The sequence below is a fragment of the Cohnella algarum genome (assembly GCF_016937515.1).
Lineage (GTDB): Bacteria > Bacillota > Bacilli > Paenibacillales > Paenibacillaceae > Cohnella > Cohnella algarum.
Genome location: NZ_JAFHKM010000002.1, coordinates 944,835 through 970,393, shown reverse-complemented (window position 1 = coordinate 970,393; position 25,559 = coordinate 944,835). Strand labels below are relative to the sequence as shown.

The 25,559-nt window shown below is 60.2% G+C and carries 18 protein-coding genes, 1 pseudogene and 1 riboswitch; of the genes and pseudogenes, 12 read left to right on the top strand and 7 right to left on the bottom strand.

The features are described from left to right. Positions 1 to 12: 12 nt before the first annotated feature. From JW799_RS04480 to JW799_RS04460, 5 genes are all read left to right on the top strand, one after another. The gene (locus tag JW799_RS04480; protein WP_205428796.1) at positions 13 to 1,191 is read left to right on the top strand and encodes a peptidoglycan DD-metalloendopeptidase family protein; all 1,179 of its coding nucleotides are present in this window, start codon (positions 13 to 15) and stop codon (positions 1,189 to 1,191) included. 158 nt (positions 1,192 to 1,349) lie between these two features. Next, the gene (locus JW799_RS04475; RefSeq protein ID WP_205428794.1) at positions 1,350 to 2,816 is read left to right on the top strand and encodes a S41 family peptidase; all 1,467 of its coding nucleotides are present in this window, start codon (positions 1,350 to 1,352) and stop codon (positions 2,814 to 2,816) included. Positions 2,817 to 2,877: 61 nt separating this feature from the next. Then, entirely contained in the window at positions 2,878 to 4,356 is a 1,479-nt protein-coding gene (locus JW799_RS04470; protein ID WP_080832477.1) for a PDZ domain-containing protein, read from the top strand. 119 nt (positions 4,357 to 4,475) lie between these two features. After that, a riboswitch (guanidine-I (ykkC/yxkD leader) is annotated at positions 4,476 to 4,604 on the top strand. Between the two features lie 138 nt (positions 4,605 to 4,742). Then, entirely contained in the window at positions 4,743 to 5,084 is a 342-nt protein-coding gene (locus JW799_RS04465) for a DMT family transporter (RefSeq protein ID WP_080832476.1), read from the top strand. Next, positions 5,084 to 5,404 carry a DMT family transporter gene (locus JW799_RS04460; RefSeq protein WP_080832475.1) on the top strand — a complete coding sequence of 107 codons (321 nt, stop codon included), beginning with the start codon at positions 5,084 to 5,086 and terminating at the stop codon, positions 5,402 to 5,404. The genes JW799_RS04465 and JW799_RS04460 overlap by 1 nt, the downstream gene beginning before the upstream one ends. On the opposite strand, the gene JW799_RS04455 is transcribed toward JW799_RS04460, so the two are convergent. Together JW799_RS04455 and JW799_RS04450 are read right to left on the bottom strand one after the other, a co-directional pair. Beyond that, positions 5,401 to 6,078, bottom strand: coding sequence for an SdpI family protein (locus tag JW799_RS04455; protein WP_080832474.1), 678 nt, complete (start codon positions 6,076 to 6,078; stop codon positions 5,401 to 5,403). The genes JW799_RS04460 and JW799_RS04455 overlap by 4 nt on opposite strands. After that, positions 6,075 to 6,350, bottom strand: coding sequence for an autorepressor SdpR family transcription factor (locus tag JW799_RS04450; protein WP_080832473.1), 276 nt, complete (start codon positions 6,348 to 6,350; stop codon positions 6,075 to 6,077). Before JW799_RS04450 ends, JW799_RS04455 begins: the two co-directional genes overlap by 4 nt. Before the next feature lie 267 nt (positions 6,351 to 6,617). On the opposite strand from JW799_RS04450, the gene uvrB reads away from it, so the two are divergent. Then, entirely contained in the window at positions 6,618 to 8,618 is a 2,001-nt protein-coding gene (gene uvrB / locus JW799_RS04445; protein WP_205428792.1) for an excinuclease ABC subunit UvrB, read from the top strand. Positions 8,619 to 10,483: 1,865 nt separating this feature from the next. On the opposite strand, the gene JW799_RS04440 is transcribed toward uvrB, so the two are convergent. Further along, positions 10,484 to 10,999, bottom strand: coding sequence for a GNAT family N-acetyltransferase (locus tag JW799_RS04440; protein WP_245809589.1), 516 nt, complete (start codon positions 10,997 to 10,999; stop codon positions 10,484 to 10,486). Positions 11,000 to 11,356: 357 nt separating this feature from the next. On the opposite strand from JW799_RS04440, the gene uvrA reads away from it, so the two are divergent. After that, entirely contained in the window at positions 11,357 to 14,215 is a 2,859-nt protein-coding gene (gene uvrA, locus JW799_RS04435) for an excinuclease ABC subunit UvrA (protein ID WP_205428790.1), read from the top strand. Positions 14,216 to 14,316: 101 nt separating this feature from the next. Continuing rightward, positions 14,317 to 15,000: a ribose-5-phosphate isomerase RpiA gene (gene rpiA / locus JW799_RS04430; protein ID WP_080831807.1), complete on the top strand. Its 684-nt coding sequence runs from the start codon at positions 14,317 to 14,319 to the stop codon at positions 14,998 to 15,000. A gap of 170 nt (positions 15,001 to 15,170) precedes the next feature. On the opposite strand, the gene ilvN is transcribed toward rpiA, so the two are convergent. Both ilvN and ilvB read right to left on the bottom strand, forming a co-directional pair. Further along, positions 15,171 to 15,650, bottom strand: coding sequence for an acetolactate synthase small subunit (gene ilvN / locus JW799_RS04425; RefSeq protein WP_080831806.1), 480 nt, complete (start codon positions 15,648 to 15,650; stop codon positions 15,171 to 15,173). Further along, entirely contained in the window at positions 15,647 to 17,392 is a 1,746-nt protein-coding gene (gene ilvB, locus JW799_RS04420) for a biosynthetic-type acetolactate synthase large subunit (RefSeq protein WP_205428788.1), read from the bottom strand. The genes ilvN and ilvB overlap by 4 nt, the downstream gene beginning before the upstream one ends. A gap of 121 nt (positions 17,393 to 17,513) precedes the next feature. On the opposite strand from ilvB, the gene JW799_RS29195 reads away from it, so the two are divergent. Next, positions 17,514 to 19,580 (top strand): LuxR C-terminal-related transcriptional regulator, encoded by a 2,067-nt coding sequence (locus JW799_RS29195; protein WP_205428786.1) that lies wholly within the window; start codon positions 17,514 to 17,516, stop codon positions 19,578 to 19,580. A 95-nt stretch (positions 19,581 to 19,675) separates the two neighbouring features. Beyond that, positions 19,676 to 20,713: a YheC/YheD family protein gene (locus JW799_RS04410; protein ID WP_205428784.1), complete on the top strand. Its 1,038-nt coding sequence runs from the start codon at positions 19,676 to 19,678 to the stop codon at positions 20,711 to 20,713. Positions 20,714 to 20,790: 77 nt separating this feature from the next. On the opposite strand, the pseudogene JW799_RS04405 reads toward JW799_RS04410, so the two are convergent. Further along, a pseudogene (locus JW799_RS04405) lies at positions 20,791 to 21,572 on the bottom strand (helix-turn-helix domain-containing protein). A 110-nt stretch (positions 21,573 to 21,682) separates the two neighbouring features. On the opposite strand from JW799_RS04405, the gene pyk reads away from it, so the two are divergent. Both pyk and JW799_RS04395 read left to right on the top strand, forming a co-directional pair. Then, a complete protein-coding gene (gene pyk / locus JW799_RS04400) occupies positions 21,683 to 23,098 on the top strand; it encodes a pyruvate kinase (RefSeq protein ID WP_205428782.1) in 1,416 nt (471 codons plus the stop codon). 174 nt (positions 23,099 to 23,272) lie between these two features. After that, positions 23,273 to 23,980: a YwaF family protein gene (locus tag JW799_RS04395; RefSeq protein WP_176220560.1), complete on the top strand. Its 708-nt coding sequence runs from the start codon at positions 23,273 to 23,275 to the stop codon at positions 23,978 to 23,980. Between the two features lie 242 nt (positions 23,981 to 24,222). Here the strand turns inward: JW799_RS04395 and JW799_RS04390 are convergent, their stop codons facing one another. Next, positions 24,223 to 24,894, bottom strand: a complete 672-nt coding sequence (locus JW799_RS04390) for a PDDEXK family nuclease (protein WP_205428780.1) — start codon at positions 24,892 to 24,894, stop codon at positions 24,223 to 24,225. Positions 24,895 to 25,559 lie beyond the last annotated feature (665 nt).

Genomic DNA, 25,559 nt, shown 5'->3' with positions numbered 1-25,559 from the left:
AGGAGGACAACCGTGAGAAAGAAGTTGCTGCCGGTCCTCGCGTTCCTTGCCCTTATTCTCATGATCGGACAGCCCTACGAGAGCCGGGCGGAGACCGAGGTCGAAAAGATCGAGAAAGAAATCAAAAAGCTTCAGCAGCAAATGAACGAGGTCACCCAAGACAAAAAGCAGGCGGAGCAGGACAGCAAGGTGCTCACCGCTCAAAGGGAAGCGACGAAAGCGGACGTCGCCGCCTTGCTGGCGGAAATCTCCAAGGCGGGCGAAGAGCTGGTCGCCACCCAGGCGAAGATCGATGCCGCCGAGGAGAAGCTGCTGGCGACGACGGCGGAACTCGAAGCCGCCGAAAAGGAACGCGCCGAGCGCGACGATTTGCTGAAAACGCGAATTCGCCTCATTTATACGAACGGAACCGTGTCCTACCTCGACGTTCTGCTCAGCTCGACCAGCTTCGACGATTTTCTGACCCGGTTCAATGCGATGAAGCTGATCATGGAACAGGACAAGAACGTATTCGAGCAAAGCAAGGAGTACGAAGCGCTCGTCGCCGAGAAGAAGGCGCAGGTTGAATCCGAGCTGGCCAACGTCAAGGCGCTGTACGACGAAATGGCGGCCCGCAAGGCGAACCTGGAGCAGAAGGAACGCGAGAAGGAAGTCATGATCGCCAAGCTCGACGAGCAGATCGAGGAAACCGAGGAAATCAGCGAAGAAGCCGAGAAGGCGCTCATGGAGTTCGGGAAAAAGTACTCGGAGCTTCTGGAGAAAAAGGAAAAGATCAAAACGTACTACACCGGAGGCAAGCTCGCCGTTCCGCTCAAGGATTCGTACCGGCTGTCGTCTCCTTACGGCTACAGAACCCATCCGGTAACCGGCCAGAAGAACAAGCTTCACACCGGCATCGATATGGCCGCGCCGAACGGAACGTCCGTCTATGCGGCGGAGTCGGGCGTCGTCATCGTCGCCCAATCGTGGAGCGGCTACGGCAATACGATCGTTATCAACCACGGGGGCGGGCTGTGGACGCTGTACGGGCACCTGAAGCCGGGCGGCATTCTCGTCGAGAAAGGCCAAACCGTGAAACGCGGGGAAAAAATCGGCCTTGTCGGCAAAACCGGCACGGCGACGGGCTACCACCTGCACTTCGAGGTGCGCAAGGACGGAAACCCCGTCAATCCGGCACCATACTTGAAATAACGAGCGCAGCCGGTTCCTCCGGTCCCGAAGCTTCCGCAAGCCGGAAGAGTCGCGGAGGACGGCTGTTTTCTCGTTTCGGAAGCCGCGGCTGCGGAACTGAACTAAGACCGGCGCCGCGCTCATACACTAATTGGAAGAAAAGAGAGAGGGTGGGGGAGATGAGGTTTCGGGGGCGAACGGTCATCGCCATTATGGCTTGCACGGCGCTGCTCGCTTGCTTGGCGACGATCGGCATTTTGGACGCTGCCGGCAAAACGAACCGGACTTCATCTTCCGCCGGCGCCGCCGCGGATTCCGGAGGCTTGGGACCGGACGAGCTCGAGAAGCTGAACCGGATGATCGCTTTGATCGAAGCCGAATACCGGCTGTCCGTCGATCGGGAAGAACTGGTCGACGGAGCGATCCGGGGCATGGTGGAAGCGCTCGGAGATCCGTATTCCGTCTACATGACGGGAGACGAAGCCGCCAAATTCACGGACGCGGTCGAAGGAACGTTTACCGGCATCGGCGCCAGGCTGGGCATCGAGGATGGCGAGGTCGTGGTCCGGCAGGTCATGGAAGGAACGCCCGCCGATCGCGCCGGCCTGCAGGCCGAAGATATTTTGCTGTCGGTGAACGGAAACGCGCTGCAAGGCTTGAGCCTTGGCGACGCGATCGCTCAAATCCGAGGTCCCAAAGGGACGAAAGCCAAGCTGCGCGTAGAGCGGCCGGGCGCGGAACAGATGCTGGAGCTGGAGCTTATCCGCGACCTCATCATGGAAGAGACGGCGATCGGACAGCTCGGCGAAGACGGCGTCGGCAAACTGAAAATCACCCGGTTCTCGTTCGATACGGCGGAAAAAGCCTCGCAAGCGCTTCGGGAGATGGAGGAGCAGGGGATGAGGGCGCTCGTCCTCGACCTTCGCAACAATCCGGGCGGCGTCATGCCGTCCGCGCTCGGGGTGGCGGAGCTGTTCGTGCCGCAGGGAAAGCCGATCGTCATCTCCGAGGATAAAAACGGCGTCCGAACGACCGAACGGTCGAACGGGAGCTTGACGGCGGCCAAAGCGTACCCGATCCTGGTTCTGATCGACAAGGGGAGCGCCAGCGCGGCCGAAATCGTCGCCGGGGCGCTGAAGCATTCGGCGGGAGCCGCGCTGCTCGGCGAAACGACGTACGGCAAAGGCACGGTGCAAATCAGCTTCGAAAAAGGCCTGGACGACGGAAGCCTGGTCAAGTTGACCGTGTCGAAGTGGCTGCTGCCGGACGGCAGCTGGATCGACGATCGGGGCATCGTCCCCGACGTGTCCGTGAGCCAGCCCGCTTATTTCGGCGCTTCCCGGCTGCCGCGGGACAAGGTATTGAAGCCGGACGAAACGGGAGACGACGTCCGGAATTTGCAGCTGATGCTGGAAGGAGCGGGCTTTCCCGCCGATCGCGCGGACGGGTATTTCAGCTCCGCGACCGAGGAAGCGTTGAAGAGCTTTCAACGGCATGCGGGGCTCCCCGAGACGGGAATCGCGGACGAACGAACCGCGGAGCGGCTGGAGGAGGAATTTTACCGAGCGCTGCAAAATCCGGAGTTCGACGCGCAGTGGGTCGCCGCGCGCGACATTTTGCTGAAAATGGAGGAAAAAAGCGGCTAAAGGAATTGCGGCGCCCCTCGTCGAATGTAGACTAGACCGAATACGAAAGGGGACGAAAGGAATGAGCCCTTGGATTGACTGGCTGCGGGAAGCGGGCCTGGCCGCAGCGGGTTTGTTTACGTTGCCCTATTTTTATATAGCCGTTTTGTTCGCCTGGTGGCATGCGAGAAACGGCGTCGTGCTGCAGCGGCAAATGTTTCACGTCCGCATGTACGGTTCGCTTTCCCTGCTCGCGAGCCGGACGCTTGCCGGACTCGGAGCGGGACTTTGCCTCTCCCTCGTCGGGCTCGGCGCGGGCGCGCGGTTGTCGAACGGGACGCTGCTGTGCATCTGGCTCGCGATGGTCGTGCTGGCGCTGTTTCGGCTGCGCTACATTTGTCTCGCCTATGCGGCGGGCGCGCTTGGCGTCGTTCAGTCGGTTTTGGCGTGGACGGGCCTTGACGGCGACTCTTCCGGCGCGATCCGGGAGCTGCTCGGCATCGACGTGCCCGGCCTCCTGTTTTTGGCCGGCTTGCTGCACGTGGCCGAGGGCGCTCTAATACGCCTGCAAGGAGCGAAACAGGCGGTCCCGCTGTTTCTGGAAGGCAAGCGCGGCAAGCCGGTCGGCGCTTACTCGCTGTCCGGCGTTTGGCCGATCCCGCTGCTGTGGCTCGTTCCCGCCGCCGGCGCGGACGGCTTGACGCTTCCCTGGACGCCGCTGTTCGGCCTCGAAAGCTCCGTCTCCGCCTGGAGCCTCCTCGCGTTTCCGGTGCTGATCGGCTTCACCGACCGGACGACGACGCGCTGGCCGGAGGAGAAGGCGCGCGAATCGGGCAACTCGCTTCTCGTTTACGGAGCGCTGATCTGCCTGCTGGCCGCGGGCTCCGTTTTCTGGGAGCCGCTTGCCTTCGTCGCGTCGCTGGGCGCTTTCGTTTTGCACGAAGGCGTGCTGCTGCTCGGAAGGTGGCGCGAGGGCGGCCGCCAGCCGGTTTACGCGCAAGAGGGGCGCGGGCTGACGATTCTGGCGGTGCTTCCGGGAACGCCGGCGGCGGAAATGGGCCTGCAGGCGGGCGAGCGGATTATGCGGCTGAACGGAAAACGCGTCGACGACAAGGAGCAGCTTCACGACGCGATGCAGCTGCAAGCCGCGTTCTCGAAGCTCGAGGTCGTGAACCGCGAAGGGCATGTGAAGTTCGCCCAGCGCGCCCGCTACTCGGGCGAGCATTACCAGCTCGGCATCATTCTTGCGCCGGACGAGGACGCCGATATCGTCGCCGCCCCGCGCTCGGGCTCGATTTGGCAGGGGCTGAGGCAAGCGGGGGCGAGAAGGCGGCACGCCGGCCGGCTGCGGGCCGAAGAGGCGGCCCGGCGGGAGGCCGCCGACGCCTCCGGGGAAACGGCCGCCGCCTCGTCCGCGGCCGAGCCCGTCATGCTGCTCGAAGCGATCGATCCGCGGGAAGAGCTTGCCGCGCGGCTGCCCGCGCCGCCGGCTTCGGCCGCGACCGCGGAGCGCAAGGCGCCGGAGGAAGCCGGTCTGCCGCCGCGCCGTTCGCGGAGGTAAACGCCCGCCTCTCGCGATCGCGAAATGCCGCCGCATGAAAGCGCCGGAACGGGGCATTTCCGCTCGGCGTCCGCAGCATGTTGACATGTCGTGGCAGGTTTGATAGGATAGGATGAAGTCGATGGTTACTCTAGGGTTCCGCGGGACGGCCGCCGCAAGGCGTCGGGTTCCGGCCCGGTCCAAGAGAGTAACGCGCCGTCCTCGCCGGCAGAGGATAGCGTTCACGGAGGGATAAAAGCCCGGGAGTATCGAGATGCGCCGAAAGGTTGCGCGGCTTGGCCGCGTCTTTCGGGAGCATTCCGCTGCTCTCGGGCTTTTTTGCGTTTATCCGAATGGACCGGGGCTACGCGGCTAACGCTAGACTACGTTCAAGGAGGAATGGATTCATGAATCGCTATTGGTTGCTGCTCGCGGCGGCCGGCATTTGCGAAGTCGGCTGGGTGTCCGGCCTGAAGCACGCGGACGATTGGCTGACTTGGGGATTGACGGCCGCGGCCATCGTGCTCAGCTTTGCCGCGTTGATCGTCGTGTCCCGCAAACTGCCGGTCGGCACGACGTACGCGGTGTTTACCGGGATCGGAGCGGCCGGGACGGTGCTGGGCGAGTCGATCTTTTTCGGGGCCGAGTTGGATCCCGGAAAGCTTGCGCTTGTGATCATTTTGATTATCGGCATCGCCGGTTTGAAGCTGACGACGGACGTCAAGGCGGACAAGGAGGAGCGGGCATAATGGCTTGGGTATGGCTTATTCTCGCCGGGCTGGGCGAAGTGATCGGCGTCACCGGCCTGAACTTGTGGAACAAACGGCGGGACACGCTTTCGGCCGCGCTGCTGCTGGGCGGCTTCGGCCTCAGCTTCGTTCTTCTGACGCTGGCCATGAAATCGATCTCGATGGGTACCGCCTACGCGATCTGGACGGCGATCGGAACGATCGGGGCGACGCTGATCGGCATGCTCTTTTACGGTGAATCCCGCCAGCCCCGCCGCCTCTTTTTCCTCGCGTTGGTCGTGGCCGCCGCGATCGGCCTGAAGCTGATCGGCGAGCATTAGGGGCTTTTGCGCCGATGAAGCGAATACGAGTAGACGACCGGAGCCAACGAACTGCCGAGCGCGCAGACGAGTACGACGACGACGGTCCAGGAAGACGGAGCGATCCAGGCGGAAATCAGCATCAGCAGTCCGGCGGCGACCCACAGCTTCGCGGCCAGCCGGTGCGTTTGATTCCAGTTGTTCTCGTCCATGATCGCCCACGGAGTGCGGATGCCCATGAAAAAATTGCTCCGCACCTGTCCCATCCGGTTGCCGACGACGATCCACAGCAAGCCGAGCGCGCTGACGATGATTTTGTTCATCGGGAAGGAGTAGCCAAGGCTGTGCAGGATCACGAAGACGAACACGCCGTGCAGGAACAGGCTGATCGCCCACCGGAACATCGAGTAAAAGCTTTCGAAACGCGCATAATTCTCCTTGCGGGGATCGATAAAGCGCGTGGCCGACAAGATCGAAGGAAGCAGCACGGCCAAGCCTCCGTACATCAGCCAAAATTGCCACTTGGGCGCCGTGTCGTCCACGTCGCCGGCCACGTTGAAATGCGTGGGCATGATGTCGGGCAATCGCTCGTTGAAAATGAGGAAGGCTGCCGCGAACAGGACGAAATTGACGAGAAACAGCGCGAGGATGCCTTTGATCCACCTTTTGTGCGGAATAGCGGATGGTTGTGTCATTTTTCTTCGTCTCCCTTCGTTCCGATCAGGTTGAGAAACCAGCCGAGCGTTTCCTGGACGACCGTCATGTTCAGCGAATAGATGATATTCTGGCCGTGGCGGACGTCCTGGATGAGGTGCGCGTTTTTAAGAATGTTCAGATGGTGCGAAATGCTGGGCTTGGAAATGTTGAAATGCTCGGCGATCTCCCCGGCGGACAAATCGCGGGCTTTAAGGAGCTGAATGATTTGCCTGCGGGTCGGATCGGACAGCGCTTTGAACGCGTCGTTCACGTTGAAGTCCTTCTTTCTTCGGGAAGTCGGTTTGATCGGAATTTGATATTTAGATAATTATCTAAATAAAGCATAACGAATGAGCGGGAAAAAATCAAGAGGGGAAACGCCCGGCTTTTTGCGCCCGGGCTTTCTTTTTTTCTGCGGGTCGATGTTCGTCCGATTTAACGGGCGGTTTGGGGAAACGCGTTTTGACGGAGCCGGGCGAAATCGATATAATGAACGGGAACAAATATTCTGTTTCGGAAACGTGGGGGTGTGCCTGCTATGGCGGAAATTTCGCCGGGAGACGTAAAGTTTCGGGTCGTGTCCGATTACGAGCCGCAAGGAGATCAGCCGGAAGCGATCCGAAAGCTGTCCGAAGGGCTTGAAGCCGGCATCAAGCATCAAACGCTGCTGGGCGCGACGGGAACGGGCAAAACGTTTACGATCGCCCATACGATTGCCCGGGCGAACCGGCCTACGCTCGTCATCGCGCACAACAAGACGCTGGCCGCTCAGCTTTGCAGCGAGTTCAAGGAATTTTTCCCGGATCATGCGGTCGAATATTTTGTCAGCTATTACGACTACTATCAGCCGGAGGCGTATATTCCGTCTTCGGACACGTATATCGAAAAAGATTCCAGCATCAACGACGAGATCGACAAGCTGCGGCACTCCGCCACGTCGGCGCTGTTCGAGCGCAGGGACGTCATCATCGTCGCGAGCGTCTCGTGCATCTACGGCTTGGGCTCGCCGGAGGAATACCGCGATTTGCGGCTCAGCCTGCGCGTCGGGATGGAACGTTCGCGCAACGCCATCCTGCACAAGCTCGTCGACATCCAATACCAGCGCAACGATATCAACTTTACCCGGGGAACGTTCCGGGTCCGGGGCGACGTCATCGAGATTTTCCCCGTATCGCGAAGCGACCGGGCGGTAAGGGTCGAGCTGTTCGGCGACGAAATCGAACGGATCACCGAGATCGACACGCTGACCGGCGAGATCGTCGGCGAGCGGGAACACGTCGTCATTTTCCCGGCCTCCCACTTCGTGACGGCCGAAGAGAAGATGAAGCTCGCGCTCGTCAACATCGAGCGGGAGCTTGAGGAACGGCTTGCCGAGCTGCGCGCCGAAAACAAGCTGCTGGAAGCGCAGCGGCTGGAGCAGCGGACCCGTTACGATCTGGAAATGATGGCGGAGATGGGGTTCTGCTCCGGCATCGAGAACTATTCGGGGCCGTTGACGTTCCGCGAGCGGGGGGCGACGCCGTATACGCTGATGGACTTTTTTCCCGACGATTATTTGGTCGTTATCGACGAGTCCCACGTCACGCTGCCGCAAATCCGCGCGATGTACAACGGGGACCAGGCGCGGAAATCCGTGCTCGTCGACCACGGCTTCCGCCTGCCTTCGGCGAAGGACAACCGTCCGCTCCGGTTCGAGGAATTCGAAAGCAAGGTCAATCAGATCATCTACGTTTCGGCCACTCCCGGCCCTTACGAGATCGAGAATTGCCCGACGATGGTCGAGCAGATTATCCGTCCGACCGGCCTTGTCGATCCGATCATCGAAGTGCGCCCGACGAAGGGGCAAATCGACGACCTGCTGGGCGAAATCCGGATCCGCATCGCCAAGGACGAGCGCGTGCTCGTGACGACGCTCACGAAGAAGATGGCGGAGGATTTGACCGACTATTTGAAGGAAGTCGGAATCAAGGTCCGGTATTTGCACTCGGACATCAAGACGCTGGAGCGGATGGCGATTTTGCGCGAATTGCGGCTCGGCGAGTTCGACGTGCTCGTGGGCATCAACCTGCTGCGGGAAGGCCTCGACCTGCCGGAAGTTTCCCTCGTGGCGATTCTCGACGCCGACAAGGAAGGCTTCCTGCGCGCGGAACGCTCGCTTATCCAGACGATCGGGCGCGCGGCCCGCAACTCCGAGGGTCGAGTCATCATGTACGGCGACAAGATCACGGATTCGATGGAGAAGGCGATTTCGGAAACCGAGCGCCGCCGCGCCATTCAGACCGCCTACAACGAAAAGCACGGCATTACGCCGCAAACGATCCGCAAAAAGGTGCGCGACGTTATCGAAGCGACCAAAGTGGCGGAGCAGAAGAGCGGCTATCTGACCGGCGTGGGCAACGTGGAGAAGATGTCGAAGAAGGAGCGCCAGTCGGTCATTCAGCGTCTGGAGGCGGAGATGAAGGAAGCGGCGAAAAGCCTCCAGTTCGAGCGGGCCGCCGAGCTTCGCGACGCTTTGCTCGAGCTGAAGGCGGAAATGTAGGCGGCGCGTTCGCCGGGCAGTTCCTTTAGGTTTTCGCGACTCCGTTGGCGAGTCGATGCTTGAAGCACACCGCTGGTTTGGCGGTGTGCTTTTGTTGTGCGCCCGGCATGGGCGTCATCTCTACGGTGAAAGTCCGGAATGGGGGACTGGCAAGCGCCTACCATTAGCCAAGAGCAAGGGTGTCCGCCGCGAGGCGGAATCTGAAGGAAGCTGGAGGCAAAAGCACGGCTCGAGGTACACGAATCCAATTTGAGGCGGTTGCAGCCGGATGAGTCACCAGCACATGACGAAATCCAAAGCTGCCAAGGGCTGCAGCTGTAAACTTGGGCGAGCGCGGGCGGAAAGGTGACGTTCTTATCTGGGGAGGCCTGCGGAATACGCGAAGTTACTTCGTAACCGCGGCTGAGAAGCCGCGCTGAATCCGCAGGAGTCAGCAGAAGCCATAGTACGCAGGCTGTTGCAACAGCGTGCGGAAGGGCTGAACTTAAAGGAGAAGAAACCGATGCGTTCGCACGAAGAGCAACGACAGCAGAATATCTCGCAAGAGAGCTTTCGGCAAAGGGTAGCGGTGAAGCCGCATGGGCGGTCTTGGTAAAACAGGAGGAGTATAGAGATCTGCGAAGGGATTTGCTGGATCGGAAACTGAAGAAAATGCAGAAACATGCTCTGAAATATGACACGTCCATGGACGAGTTGCTGGAAATGTTCGCGGATTTAGAAGAGGACTTTCCTCACGAGGTTTCACCAACATGGCTAGGTGGTACAGGATAAGAGGAGTCTGGCTTGCGGCTTGAAAGGATATAACCTAAGCCCGGTTCCGTCAAGGGAGATCGCCTTGACAAAACCGAACTTAGGTTATGATGGGTGACTAAGCAAGCCAAGCAAAACAGACTGGGTCAAAAAAATACCAATGGCCCGGTTTAATTTGCTATTGCCATTTTTAGGAGTAGCCACGGGAAGTATAAATTATTTCGACAAATGGCTTGCATGTTTTTATAGGTGAGAGGTCAGGGGGTAGTCGCCCCTATCTACTCGATTTTGCTGTGCTTCGCCGGCAGGGGGGAGATAGCCATAGCATGAGCGTGCGGAGTCGCTTGGGCGGTACGAGAGAGTGGAGCGGCATGAGCTTGTGAGTCGCTGGTACGGCATGAGCGTGCGGTGCGGGATGAGCACGTGAAGCAGCTTTACGCTGATGCAAGAATCCTGTGGATGGTCCAAGAAGTGCACCCAGTGCACTTCTTGGGGGGAAATAGGCGCGCTAGACGGCCAAGTAGTGCATCCAGTGCGCTACATGAGGCGCAATCGACGCGCTAGGCGGCCAGTAGTGCATCCAGTGCGCTACATGAGGCGCAATCGACGCGCTAGGCGGCCAGTAGTGCATCCAGTGCGCTACATGAGGCGCAATCGGCGCGCTAGGCGGCCAGTAGTGCATCCAGTGCGCTACATGAGGCGCAATCGGCTCGCTAGGCGGCCAGTAGTGCATCCAGTGCGCTACATGAGGCGCAATCGGCGCGCTAGGCGGCCAGTAGTGCACCCAGTGCGCTACATGAGGCGCAATCGGCGCGCTAGGCGGCCAGTAGTGCACCCAGTGCGCTACATGAGGCGCAATCGGCGCGCTAGGCGGCCAGTAGTGCACCCAGTGCGCTACATGAGGCGCAATCGGCGCGCTAGACGGCCAAGTAGTGCACCCAGTGCGCTACATGAGGCGCAATCGGCGCGCTAGGCGGCCAGTAGTGCATCCAGTGCGCTACATGAGGCGCAATCGGCGCGCTAGGCGGCCAAGTAGTGCACCCAGTGCGCTACATAAGGCGCAATCGGCGGCTCCGGTACGTTTGGACCGCATGCTTTTGTCCGCTCGATTTCTGTCAACCCAATCGCTTGCCCAGCACGACCACGTCGCGTTCCGCTCCGTCCAGAACGGCGATCCTCGGGTAATAGCCCCAGCGCTCGAAGCCGTATTTGCCCAGCAGACCGAGGCTCGGTCCGTTATGGGCGAACACGAATCCGAGCAGCGATTTGATCCCGAGCCTCGGACATTCCGCTATGGCATGCTCGATCAGCCGGCTGCCGACGCCGGCGCCGCGGTCGGTTTCGCCTACGTAGATGCTGAGTTCCGCTGTGCCGTCATAAGCCGGACGTCCGTAAAAATCGCTCAAGCTGGCCCAACCGGCAATGTGCTCCCCCCGCTTGGCGACCCAAATGGGCCTGCGTTCGGGCGAATGCGCTTCAAACCAGGGGATTCGGCTTTCGACCGATACCGGCTCCAGATCGGCCGTGACTTGCCGGCTCGCAACGGTACTATTGTATATGTCGACAATGGCAGGCAGATCTTCCGGGCGGGCGAGCGAGATCTTCGGTCGTTCGTTTTTCTCCGCGTTCACGTCGCGATTCATCCCTTTCCGAACTTCGCGCGAACTTCTTCGTATCCTCCATTTTACCGCGCCATAACGAGAAAGAACAACGGTACTTTTGCCGGGAGCCGCCGTCTTTAGTGCGTCATCCCAGCTTCCGCTCGTTTTGCAACGGGGGGATTCCGGCAAATTAATATGCCGTGGCGCCGTCGACTGCTCCCGCGGCGGACGCCTCCGGCCGAAGAGCCGCTCCTCCAAGGGGTTACATTTCCATTTGCATCCTAAAAGCGGCTCCGTTATAATGGATGGGAACACATATTCTTATGTACGGACAATGGCGGGCGATGGAAGCCCCGAACGTGACCGTAAGCGAAAGGGGCTTGAACGTTGGCCAACGAGAATATCGTCATTAAAGGGGCTCGCGCCCACAATTTGAAAAATATAGACGTAACCATCCCGCGGGATAAATTTGTCGTGTTGACGGGACTTAGCGGATCCGGCAAATCCTCGCTCGCGTTCGATACGATCTATGCGGAAGGCCAGCGGCGTTACGTGGAATCGTTGTCCGCCTATGCCCGCCAGTTCCTCGGGCAGATGGACAAACCGGACGTCGACTCGATCGAGGGGCTGTCGCCGGCCATTTCGATCGACCAGAAGACGACGAGCCGCAACCCGCGTTCGACGGTCGGAACGGTAACCGAAATTTACGACTATTTGCGGCTTTTGTATGCCCGCATCGGCCGGCCCCATTGCCCGACCCACGGGGTGGAAATCGCTTCGCAAACGGTGGAGCAGATGGTGGACCGCATTATGGAATATCCCGAGCGCACCCGGCTGCAGATTCTCGCCCCGATCGTGTCCGGACGCAAGGGAGAGCATGCGAAGCTGCTAGCCGACGTGCAGAAGCAGGGCTTCGTTCGCGTCCGCGTCAACGGGGAAATTCGCGATTTGTCCGAGAAGATCGAACTGGAGAAAAACAAGAAGCACTCCATCGAGGTCGTCGTCGACCGCATTGTCGTCAAGGAGGACGTGGCGCCCCGGCTCGCCGATTCGCTCGAAACGGCGCTGAAGCTGTCCGAGGGACAGGTGATCGTGGACGTCATGGACAAGGAGGAGCTGATGTTCAGCTCCAAGCTGGCTTGCCCGGTTTGCGGCTTTTCGATGGAGGAGCTGACGCCGCGGATGTTTTCCTTCAACTCGCCTTTCGGCGCTTGTCCGGATTGCGACGGGTTAGGCGTGAAAATGGTCGTCGACCCCGATCTGCTCGTCCCGGACCGCTCGAGGAGCATCAACGAAGGAGCGTTCGACGCTTGGGCGGGGGGCGCGTCCACGTATTACCCGCAGTTTTTGGCGGCCGTATGCGCGCATTACGGCATCCCGATGGACGCGCCGGTTTCGGAGATCGGCGACAAGCAGCTGAACATGCTTTTGTACGGGACCGGCTCGGAGAAAATCCGGTTCCGCTACGAGAACGAGTTCGGCCATACGCGCGATGCGATGGTCGCCTTCGAGGGCGTCGTGCACAATTTGGAACGGCGATACCGCGAAACGGCGTCCGACTTTATTCGCGAATTCGTCGAGCAGTACATGAGCTCGAAGCCTTGCGAAACTTGCAAAGGGCATCGCCTGAAGAAGGAATCCCTCGCGGTGACGGTCGGCGAACGCAACATTTCGTACGTGACGTCGTTATCGATCGGGGAGGCGCAGTCGTTTTTCGCCGGGTTGTCGCTCAACGAGAAGGAGAAGGCCATCGCCAACCTCATTTTGAAAGAGATTAACAGCCGGCTCGGCTTCCTCGTGAACGTAGGCTTGGGCTACTTGACGCTGTCGCGGGCCGCGGGCACGCTGTCCGGCGGCGAAGCGCAGCGCATTCGCCTCGCGACGCAGATCGGCTCCAGCTTGATGGGTGTCCTGTACATTTTGGACGAGCCCAGCATCGGACTCCACCAGCGCGACAACGACCGGCTTATTCAGGCGCTGGAGCATATGCGCGATCTCGGAAACACGCTCATCGTCGTCGAGCACGACGAGGACACGATGCTGGCGGCCGATTACCTGATCGACATCGGACCGGGGGCGGGCATTCACGGCGGGACGGTCGTCGCCCACGGAACGCCCAAGGAAGTGATGGGCGACGAGAATTCGCTGACCGGCGCCTACCTGAGCGGGCGGAAATTTATCCCCGTTCCGCTGGAACGCCGCAAGCCGAACGGCAAGTGGCTGGAAGTGAAGGGCGCGAAAGAAAACAACCTGAAAAATTTGAACGTCAAGTTCCCGCTGGGCGTATTTACGGCGGTTACGGGCGTTTCCGGGTCCGGGAAGTCGACGCTCGTCAACGAGATTTTGTACAAAACGCTGGCCCGGGATTTGAACAAGGCCAAGACGCGTCCGGGCGAGTATAAGGAATTGACCGGGCTCGAACATTTGGAAAAGGTAATCGACATCGACCAGTCTCCGATCGGACGCACGCCGCGATCCAATCCGGCGACGTATACCGGGCTGTTCGACGATATTCGCGACGTTTTCGCGATGACCAACGAAGCGAAAGTCCGCGGCTACAAAAAGGGACGCTTCAGCTTTAACGTCAAGGGCGGCCGCTGCGAGGCGTGCAAGGGCGACGGCATCATCAAGATCGAGATGCACTTCCTGCCGGACGTTTACGTCCCATGCGAAGTTTGCAAGGGCAAACGCTACAACCGCGAAACGCTCGAAGTCAAATACAAGGGCAAAAACATATCGGAAGTGCTGGAAATGACCATCGAGAACGCGACGGAATTTTTCCAGAACCTCCCGCGCATCCACCGCAAGCTGCAAACGCTCATGGATGTCGGGCTCGGCTATATGACGCTGGGCCAGCCTTCGACGACGATGTCCGGCGGGGAAGCGCAGCGCGTGAAGCTGGCGGCCGAACTGTACCGCCGGAGCACCGGCAAGACGCTGTACATTCTCGACGAGCCGACGACGGGGCTGCACGCCCACGACATCGCCCGTTTGCTCGAAGTGCTGCAGCGGCTCGTCGAATCGGGCGAGAGCGTGCTTGTCATCGAGCACAATCTCGACGTCATCAAGACGGCCGATTATTTGATCGACCTGGGGCCCGAAGGCGGCAGCGGCGGCGGCACGCTGGTCGGCACCGGCACGCCGGAGCAGCTCGCGGCCAATCCGAATTCGTACACGGGCAAGTATCTCGCGCCGATACTGGAACGGGATCGCGCGCGCACCGAAGCGGCGATGGCCAAAGCTTGAGCCAAGCGAAAGAGACGAAACGCCTTGCCGGGCGGCTTCGTCTCTTTGAGCATTCAGCCGAAAGCGGAAGGGAATCGAATACGATAAGGGGGGCTGCCAATATGGAACCGAATATGAAAAAGCTGGCCGCCGAGAAGGCGGTCGAGTGGCTGGAGCCGGGAATGCTGGTCGGCCTCGGCACCGGCTCCACCGCCTACTGGGCGATCAAGCGGATCGCGGAACGCGTGAAGGAAGGGCTCGATATTCGGGCTGTCGCAAGCTCCGTCCGTTCCGAGCAGCTGGCGGCCGAATGGGGAATCCCGCTCGTCCCGATCGAGGAAGTCGACCGCATCGATGTGACGATCGACGGAGCGGACGAAGTGGATTCCCGGTTCAATCTGATCAAAGGCGGGGGAGGGGCGCTGCTGCGGGAGAAGGTGCTCGCGGCAAGCAGCGCCAAGCTTTATATCGTGGCCGACGAGTCGAAACGGGTGGAAACGCTCGGGCAATTTCCCCTGCCCGTCGAAATCGTTCCGTTCGCGACGCGGCTGACGCTGAACCGGTTGAAGGAACTCGGGTGCGAGCCTGTCATTCGAACGGAAAAGGACCAGGCATACCGGACGGATAACGGCAACCTGATCGCGGATTGCAAGTTCGGTTCGATTCCGGATCCGGAGCGGCTGACGGTGCAGCTGAACCAAATTCCCGGCGTCGTGGAAAACGGGCTGTTCGCGGGCATGACGTCGGCGGTCGTTTTCGGCCGCAGCGACGGGACGATCGACGTATCGGAGGTCAAGCCGGGCTGACGCTTCAAGCGCCGTGTCCGTGCTATCGACGTATCGGAGGTCAAGCCCGGCTGACGCCGCAGCGTCGTGCCCGAACCATCGACGTTCGGAGGTCAAGCCGGGCTGACGGCGCAAGCGCAGTGCCCGTGTCATTGACGTATCGGAGGTCAAGCCCGGCTGACGCCGCAGGCCTACGCCCGTGTCATCGCCGTTTCTCCGGTTCGGGTCATCTCCAATATGCCGTAGGGTTGAATCAGGCGAAGGAACGCCTCGTTTTTTTCGCGCTCGCCGACGGATTGGACGATCATGGAGCTTTCCCCGACGTCGATGATGCTGCAGCGGAAACGGTCGACCAGCGCTCCCACTTCGTTTCGCTGGTCCGGCCGAACCGCCAGTTTGACGAGCATCAACTCCCGGGCGACGGAAGGGTGCCGGTTCAGATGCCGGACCTCGATGACGTCGATCAGCTTCTGCAGCTGGCTGCAAATTTGGCCGACGAGCGGCTCGTCCCCGTCGACCGTCACGACGATCCGGGACATCCCTTCGCGTTCGCACGATCCGATCGCGACGCTGTCGATGTTGTAGCCGCGCCGGGAAAACAACCCGGCCGTCCGCTGCAGCACGCCAGGCCGGTCGGCGACCAGCGCCGAAATGAAATGCTTTTCCCTCATGCTCCTTCCTCCTCTCCCAGAATCATGTCCTGCAGCGCCATGCCCTGGGGCACCATCGGATAAACCAGCTCGTCCCGGGAGACGACGAAGTCGATCAGCACCGGTCCCGGCGTGTCGAGCGCCTCGCGCCATGCCCGCTCGGCTTCGGACCGGGATGCCGCCCGGAGCCCCTTGACGCCGTACGCTTCGGCGAGCTTGACGAAGTCCGGGCTTCCCGACAGGTCGATATGGCTGAAGCGGCCTTCATAAATCAACTCCTGCCATTGCTTGATCATGCCGAGCGTGCCGTTGTTGATGACGACGATTTTGACCGGGATCCGGTGAATCGCGCAAATGGCCAGCTCCTGGGCGCACATCTGCATGCCCCCGTCTCCGTTGACGGACACGACCGTCCGCCCCGGATTGCCGATCTGGGCGCCGATCGCGGCCGGGAACCCGAAGCCCATCGTCCCGAGGCCGCCCGACGTAAGGAGCGAGCGGGGGTGCCGGAACCGGTAAAATTGCGCCGTCCACATTTGATGCTGCCCGACATCGGTCGTCACGATCGCTTCGCCGTTCGTCGTACGGGAGATCATTTCGATGACATACTGCGGCTTCAGCGGCGTTTCCGCGTCCGCGTAGCGCAAGGGATGCGTTTGTTTCAACCCTTTCAAAAAATCGGTCCATGGCGAGAAGTCGAACGAAAAGCCGGCGAGCCGTTCGTTTAGCTCGCGCAGCGCCCGTTTCGCGTCGCCGATGACGGGAATCGCCGTCGGCACGAGCTTGCCGATTTCGGCGGCGTCGATATCGATGTGGGCGATCCGCGCGTTCGGCGCGAACCCGTCCAGCCTCATCGTCACGCGGTCGTCGAACCGGGCTCCGACGGAGATGAGCAGATCGCACTGCAGCAGCGCCTGGTTGGCGGCATACGTTCCGTGCATGCCGGGCATGCCGAGCCACAACTCCCGGTCGCCGGGATAGCCGCCAAGCCCGAGCAGCGTCGTCGTCACCGGAATGCCGGTCGTTTCCGCGAGCTTCTCCAATTCGGCCGACGCTCCGGCCTGCACGATTCCGCCTCCGGCGAGCAGCAGCGGCTTCCGCGAGCCGCGAATCGCCTCGGCCAGCCTCGATACCGAGAGCGAATCGACCGGCGGCTCCGGATCGTACCCGGGGATCGAGACGTCCTCCGGATACGCGAAATCCGTGACGGCCGCCGACACGTCCTTCGGGATGTCGATCAGGACCGGGCCTTTGCGGCCGGTTCCGGCAATATAAAAAGCCTCCTTGATCGTACGCGCCAAATCCTCGACGTTGCGCACGAAGTAGCTGTGCTTCGTGATCGGCTGGGTGATGCCGACGATGTCCGCCTCCTGAAACGAGTCGGTGCCGATGAGCGAGGTGGCCACATTGCCGGTAATGACGACCAGCGGCACCGAGTCCATGTGCGCGGTGGCGATGCCGGTGACGAGATTGGCCGCTCCCGGTCCGGAAGTGGCGAGGCAGACGCCCGTCCGCCCCGTCGACCGCGCGTAGCCGTCCGCCGCGTGAATCGCCCCTTGCTCGTGCCGCGTCAGCAAATGGCGGAAATCCGGATTTCCGTGCATCGCATCGTAAATATAAAGAACGGCTCCTCCCGGGTAGCCGAATACGCACCTGACGCCTTCCAGCAGCAGCATGCGGAGCAAAATTTCCGAGCCCGACACCGGGTCCGGCTGCCGCAGCCGTTTTTTCGTCTCTTCGTCGAGCCAATGTTCGTCTGTCATTTTCGCTGCCTCCTTCAATCCATTCTTTCGTTAAGGTAACATGAAAGGGGTGGAAAAGAGGCTATCCTTTCGGTTACTTTGATAGTATACTTTTCGATAAAAATCGGATGGGGTGCAGGTCGTGGCACAGACGATCGGGGAACGATTCGGCCGTTTCATGGAGAAGGATTTTGTCGGGCGCTCGTTTGAAACGGCGTTTTTCGAACGCTGTCTGACCCGGCTGAACGAAACCGTCGAGCGCATTTTGAATGTGTACGGAACGGCCGGAATCGGCAAAACGCTGCTGCTGAGCCGGTATGCGGCCATTGCGGAGCGGCACGGGGCGCTGCAGATTACGGTGGATGCCCGTTATACGGCCCCAAAGCCCGAGTCCTTCTGCCGCGAAATGATCGGGCGATTGGCGGAATCCGAACGGGCGGAGCCGGAGCGGGACCCGGGGCCGCGGACGGAGACGGATGCGGGCGAACGCTGCATCGCGCTCCTGAACGAGCGCGCCGGCCGGCAGCGTATCGTATTGGCTTTTGACAGCTATGAAGAAATGGGAGACCTCGACTACTGGCTGCGGACGATGCTGCTGCCGCGGCTGCACGCGAACATTTTGGTCGTCGTTGCCGGCCGCCATCCGCTCGAAGGGCCCTGGAAGCATCTTCCCGCCTGGAAGCGGCTCGTCGTTCGCTTGCCGCTTGCCGAGTTGTCCTACGAGGACATAAGGGAGTACTTGGGAAAATGGGGCATCGCGGACGAAGCCAAGGTCGATACGATCTGGCTCAAAACGTTAGGCCATCCGCTGGCCTTGTCGCTGCTTACGCCGGTCAGCGCGGAGGAACGTCCGGACCGGCCGCCGTCTTCGAATTCCCTGTCCATCGACGAATCGCTGGAGCAACTGTTGGACGATTGGATGCGGGAGGTAAGGGGAGAAGAGCTGAAAACGCTCGTCTACGCGGCGTCGACCGTGTTTACGTTCCAGCAGGAGCTGTTGGGGGAATTGACCGAAAAAACGGTGCCCGACGACCTGTTCGAGGAGCTGATCGGGCTGTCGTTCGTCGCCGCTTCGGAAGGCGGCTGGCATATTCACGAGCTCGTCCGCGAAACGATTCGCCGGAGCTTTCGGAAAAGAAGGCCGAACACGTTCGCCTCGTACGAAGCGAGAGCGATGCGCTATTACCGGGGGCTCGTCGAACGCGGGCTGGCCAGCGGCGAATCGATTCTGCGCCCGCTTGCCGAGCTGCTGCATCGTTCGGGCAATCCCGTTTTGCGCGCGCATTACCGGCAGGTATGGGAGACGAACCATTTTACCGAGCCGCTCGACGAGTTTAATCGGGAGGAAGCGAAAGCGTACGTGCGGCGCCGGCTGCAAATGAACGAAACGCGCAAGGTCCGGTGCTCCGATCCGTTATCCGGCCGGATGTTCCGGTTCGCGCTCCCGTCCGCCGTGGACAGGAGCCGGCTGGAGCTGCTCCCGCCGCTGGATGAGCTTTGCCGGGCGAGTCCCGACGCGGTCCGGCTGCTGCGGGGGAGGGATGGGCGCGTCGTCGGCCTGTTCGCGATCGTCCCGGTCTATGCCCGGACGTTCGGGCTGCTGGCGGAAGCGAAAGTTTCGCGGGCGTATTTCGCGGCGCTGCCCGAGGCGGAAAAACGCAGGCTGCAGGCGGCGGAAGCGCCCGCCGACACCTGGTACGTCTATGCGATGGACGTCGAGGATTTGGGCGAGGAGACGTATCGCGCGGATTCGCTTCATGCGGTGTTCGAACGGCTGTTGAGCGGATGCCTGCTCATCGAATCGCCGCCTCCGCACGACTACTATCGCCTGGCCAAGCTCAGCCTCGGATTTGACGTTTTTCCCGGGGCGGAGCATGCGGATTACGGCGGGGACGATCCCTCGCCGACGTACGTACTCGATACGAGGCAGCATCGGCTGTACGACTACATTTGCCGTCTGACCGGCGAAAAAGCGGCCGGAAGCGAACGCGTTTCTACGCCGCCGATGCCGATGCCGGAAAAGCACGGCGGCCTGACCGAACGGGAGCGCGAGGTCGCCGGGCTGCTGGCGCAAGGGTACACGAACGCGGAGATCGCCTCCTCGCTGTTTATCAGCGAAGCCGCCGTCAAAAAGCACGTCAATTCGATGCTGTCCAAATACGGGCTGAAAAACCGCACCCAGCTGGCGGCCGCGCTGCTGGAAGCCTGACGCGCGCCGAGGCGTGCGTGGACGCATGTTAAGTATCTTTTAAGCGGGGTCTGCTATCATGACTCGTTAAAAGAGTTCAAGGAGAGGACCCTACCGTGTTAATCGGCGTCTATTACCCGGAATCTCCCCTCGAGCGGCTACCGGGCAAACGGCTCGAAGCGCTTGCGGCCGAAGCGGTCCGGCAGCACGTTCAGCTCGTTTTTTTCGATGAAAAAGGGGTGGACCTGAAGCGGAATCTCGTCAAAGGCCAAACGTTCGAGAGGGGACGATGGACGGAAAGGGAGCTGCCGCTTCCTTCGGTCGTCATCGACGAGCAGCCGAGGCCGCCGGCCGACCGCTCGCCGATCGAGCAAAGCCTGAGCCGGAGAGTGACCTTTGCGTCGCATGCGATTCAGGGGAAGCTGCGCACGATGGAGCTGCTGCAAAGATCGGACAGTCTGAGGGGACTGCTCATTCCGACCGCGCCGGCGCGCGATGCGTCGGACGTGCTGCGGGCGCTCGAAGCGTACGGACGCGTAGTGCTGAAGCCGGACAACGGGCGTCAGGGGGAAGGCATCGTCGCGGTCGAAGCCGACGGGCTTTACTATCGCTGGCTGGAAGGCTTCAGGCTTCAGAAGCTGGACTTTGCCATGCTGGATCGCGCCGTCCGCGCCCTTGGCCGGAACGGCCTGTATTTGGTCCAGCCGTATATCAACTGCGTCACGGAAAAAGGGGAACCGTTCGATTTCCGCATTCGCGCGCAGCGAAACGGGGAAGGGGGATGGACCGTGACCCGCATTTATCCGAGGCTCGGCCAACCGGGGGCGGTCGCGAGCAACAGTCGCGGCCGCAACGGAAGGACGATCGAACTGGAGCCCTTTCTGAAAGAACGGTTTCCGCAGCAGCATCCGTTTATCGAGCGCCATCTCCGCCATCTCGCCCTTGAAATCGCGGCTTGCGCGGACGGCGGCTCCGATTTCCCGCTGGACGAGCTGGAGATCGATCTGACGATCGACGAAGGGCTGCGGACGTGGTTTTACGAGGCCGACATGTCGCCGCAGGCCGCCGACCACGAGCCGGAGCGGGCCGTCCATACGATCGCTTACGCGAAGCGTATCGCCGCCCGCGCCGCCGCGGCTTCGAATTTGCGTTAGCGCCAGGCAGTCACCGTTCCCGACGAAGAATCGGGACGAACGAGCCGTGCGAAAAGTTACCCGCTTTCGGGCGATTTTTAAACGCCATGACGCCGATCGTCCGCGATTTCGGAAGGCGATTTCCCCGTGATCCGCTTGAACAGGCGGAAAAAATACGAAACGTCGCCGTAGCCGACGAAGGCGGCGATTTCGCCGATCGTCAGCCTAGATTCGGTCAGCAAATAGACGGCGGTTTTGATCCGCTGCCGATGCACGTATTCGCTGATCGTCTGGTTCGTCACCTCGCGGAACAGGGCCGCCGCGTAGTTGGGCGTTTTTTTGATCGCTTCGCCAAGCTCCTGCTTCGTCACTTTTTCGCGGTAATGTTTATGAATGTATTCCTTCATCACTTCCGCATGACGATGCTTTTCGGAGGGAACGGCGCCCCGATCCCGCTCCCGGTTGAAATGGACGAGCGCTTCCGTCAGCAGCGCCCCCGCCATCGTCTCGTAATAGGGCGGATGCTCCTGCCACTGGCTCCAGGCCTCGCGCACCCGGTCGTGAATCAAATCGTATCCGCCCAGCTTCAGCTTCAGCGGCTTCCGAACGTTCAGGATCGGAAGTTTCGCTTCGGCGTCCGGAACGGAAAACCGAACGGCGAACTTCGTGTGCAGGACGGACGGAATGCTTTTTCCGTAAAACGCGGCATTCGGGGGATGAGGAGAAGCTCGCCCTTTTCCAAAATATACTTTTCGTCCTCCGCCCAATAAACGCACTTCCCGTAAGTGGCCAGGCCGGCATAATGCGTATCCCGCGCGGCGCCGCCTTCCTCGTACCAATCGAAGCCGCTGTCCTGGCGAAATTCCTCGATTTTTAGCAAAAAGAACGTCCTCCCGAAGCATACCATTTTTCATTCATTATACTATTTTTCATAGTTCATGCCGAACTTTCGTCGTACAATAGCGGTATGACGAGGAGGACTGGACAATCATGCGCAAAACGAAAATCATTTGCACGATGGGACCCGCGTGCGAGGACGTAAGCATCCTGAAAGAGATGATCGAGGCGGGGATGACGGTAGCCCGCTTGAATATGGCTCATGGCGAGCTCGAGGACCATGCCGGCCGGATCGACAAAATCCGCCAGGCCGCTCGCGACCTGAATACATTCGTTCCGATCATGATGGATATCAAAGGTCCCGAGGTTCGGATCGGCAAGCTGAAGGAAGCTTCCTGCGAGCTGAAGGCGGGCGAAGAGCTCGTTCTGACGACGGAGGAAGTGCTCGGAGATTCCGCTCGGCTGCCGGTCAACTATGCGGATCTGCCGAACGATGTCAAAGCGGGCGACCGGATTTTGATCGACGACGGGCTCGTGGACTTGACGGTTTTGCGGGTTGAGGGGACCGAAATTGCTTGCCGCATTGTCAACGGCGGCACGCTCAAGCCGAGAAAAGGCGTCAATCTGCCGGGCATCAAAACGTCGCTGCCGGGCGTGACCGAGCGGGACGTTCAGCATATTCATTTCGGACTCAAGCATAATGTGGAAATGATCGCGGCGTCCTTCGTCCGCAAAGCCGAAGATATTTTGGAAATCCGCCGCATTCTGGAGGAAAACAACGCCGGCCACGTCCAGATCATTTCGAAAATCGAAAACGAAGAGGGCGTGGCGAACCTCGACGCGATCATCGAAGCGTCCGACGGCATTATGGTCGCCCGCGGCGACCTGGGCGTCGAAGTTCCGATCGAGGACGTGCCGCTCATTCAGCGGGAAATGATCGAAAAGTGCAACCTCGCGGGCAAACCGGTCATCGTCGCGACCCACATGCTGGAGTCGATGCAGGTGAACCCCCGTCCGACCCGGGCGGAAGTCAGCGACGTGTCCAACGCGGTGCTTCAGGGAGCCGACGTCGTCATGCTGTCGGGAGAATCGGCCGCCGGCAAATATCCGGTCCTGTCCGTACGGACGATGGCGACGATCGCGAAAAAAGCGGAGGGCATGATCGACTACAAAGAGCAGTTCCACAAAAAGATCGCCCATCACGCGACGAACACGACGGAAATCATCAGCCAAAGCGCGGTCAGCGCTTCGCTTGAGCTGAATGCGGCGGCCATCGTCGCGGCCACCGAAAGCGGCTTTACCGCCCGCATGGTGTCCAAGTACCGGCCGCAGGCGCCGATCATCGCCATCTCGCAGCATGAAAAGGTGCTGTCCAAAATCAGCCTGCTGTCCGGCGTCATTCCGGTCAAGAGCGGCGCCGTCTCGACGACGGACGAAATGTTCGAGTCCGCCGTCCGCGGAGCGCTGCAAACGGACGTCGTGAAGCCGGGCGACACGATCGTCATCTCCGCCGGCGTGCCGTTCGGTCAGTCGGGAACGACGAACCTCATTAAAGTTCAACAGGTTTAACCATTCGCCCCGTTAATTTCATACGGGATGAACCGGCTTCCGGGCGCCGCCGCTTTGCGGCGGTTCCGGGAGCTTTTTGCGTTCTTTTTGCCCTGTTCATTTCGCTTCCTCTTTTTTACAATGGGGATAATAGAGAAAGAGGCTTTCAATCCGGGAACACGGGGGGCGTTCAGGATGGAATTCGAAGCGTTTTCGGCTGCTCATGTCGCGGCGATGGCCGCTTGCGCCGCGGCCGTGGCCGCGATCGTCGTTTTTCGCGGGCGGCTGAGACGGCCGGGCGCGAGCAAGGCGGTCGCCTATACGATTGCCGCCGTCCTGGCGGCGAGCGAGCTGTCGCTGCAGGCGTCCTATTTTCTGACGGATTCCTGGACGTTCGGGTCGCTGCCGCTGCAGCTTTGCAGCATGATGGTCTTCTTGTCCTGCGCGACTTTGCTGACGTCCAGCTACAGGCTGTACGAGATTACCTTTTTCCTGGGGATTCTCGGGGCGCTGCAGGCGATGCTGACGCCGGCGCTCGACGAAACGTTCCCGCAGTTCCGCTACTTCCACTTTTTTATCGCGCATATCGCCATCATCGCGGCCAACGTGTTCATGACCGCCGTCACCGGCTTCCGTCCGACCGTCCGGTCCGTCGTCCGGGCGCTCGTTTGGTTGAATTTGCTTGCCATCCCCGCCGGCATCGTCAACGCGTGGAAAGGGACCAACTTTATGTTTCTCGCTCGCAAACCGGCAACCGGGTCGTTGCTGGATCTGCTGGCCCCATGGCCCTGGTACATTTTGCAGCTGGAGGTTGTGGCGGCGGCGTTTTGCTTCTTGCTGCTCGGCGTCGTCCGGCTCGCCGATTTCGTCTTCGGGAGACGGGAAGCGGCGTCGGGCTCATAGCTGCAGCGACGTTCAGCTTTCGGGCCAAGCAGAGCTGCAGGGGAGTGGTGTTCGGCTTGCGGGTCAAGCAATCTCTTTGGGGGCGACACGCGCCTCGAGGCCGCTATTGCAGGGGATTAAGATTCCGTAATAACTGTCATCCCTCATTGGATAAAAGCTTGTCAAGCAATCGCAACTCGGTCAGGGCACGCAGATGGTATGAGACCGCCGCAATCGTGCTGCGTTCTGGCGCACGGTGCCAGCTAGAGCAGCTTTTTCAGCGAGTCGGGCTCCAGTTCATAGCGGCGAACGGCTCCTCCGCAGGAAACGGGACGGAGCAGCCCCTTGTCGCACATCGAGGCGAGATGCTTCCGAGCCGTGCGAAAATCCAATCCGAACTGCTCGCGAACGTCCCGCGGACGGATGTGCCGACCAAGCCTCCAGGCCATTCGAAGGATGTCTTTTTCCACATGGGAGATTTCCGACGTCAACGCGAGAGGCCGCAGCGAGTCGGTGCCAACCGCAAGCTGCAGCAGCATGCGGCTGATTTCCGGATGTTTCTGCACGTCATCGAAGGAAAAATGAAGCATGGTCCAGCCGAGTCCCGTCAGGAAAGTGTCCCGGTTCAGGCTGTAGCTGTGCGTTTCGCGGTCCATATCCTTGACGTGCGTCTGAAACCCGTCGATCTCGAGGCCGAATCGCCCATACGGGGGCATAAAGGCGAAATCGATGAATTGCGACTTGCGGTTCCAATCATAGACCTCGTATTCGGGGTGCAAATGGTCGAACTGTCCGAACAACGGCCACCAGACATTGCGGAGAAACAGGTTTTCCGCATAACGGTTTCCTCTCCGCAGCCGTCCTTTCCGTTCTCCCTGGCGCGCTGCAACGTGGCGTTCGATGAAAGCTTCAACCGCTTGGTCAACATGAGCCATTCCCGATTCCCCCTCGAAAATAAAAAACGCCCCGGAACCTGTAAAAGGCTTCGGGACGTTCTTCGTCTTGCCATCAGTATAACGAAAGGACGGCCACAGGGCAAGAGGTGATAATAGTGTGAGGATGCCGGATTGCTGGATGTAGACTGTTGGCTGAATGGAGAAGATATAGACGGCGGGATTCGGGATTTTAGAGTACACTGCGGTCGAAAAATGCGGGGGGATTTAACGAGAAATTCATCGTTCGGGTGAACCGGATACCGGCTGCAGTCGGCTACATTGGAAAATATCCAACGGGGAAGCCTGATTTGCACCAGAAACGCGCCTACGTTGGATTTTGTCCAATCAAAATCGGCATTTCCTTGTGACGGATGAAAAAATGAGCTTTTTCGTTGGATAAAATCCAACGTAGGGACCGGTTTTGCGAATTTTCCCTCTGCAGATTGGATAAAATCCAACGAAGGTAGAGCCTTCCTCCCGGGAAGGGGGCATTATGGCCAGTCTTGAGCGAAAGAGGTAACAATCCTGCCGGCCGAGAAAATCGCGGAGGCACTAAAATCTCCCAGCCCACGAAATGGAAAACCCCCTCCTCCGCGGCAGAGGCCGAAACGAAGGGGGGGCGCATTGCTCGAGGATAGGAATGAATCCGATGCCGCGATAACGGA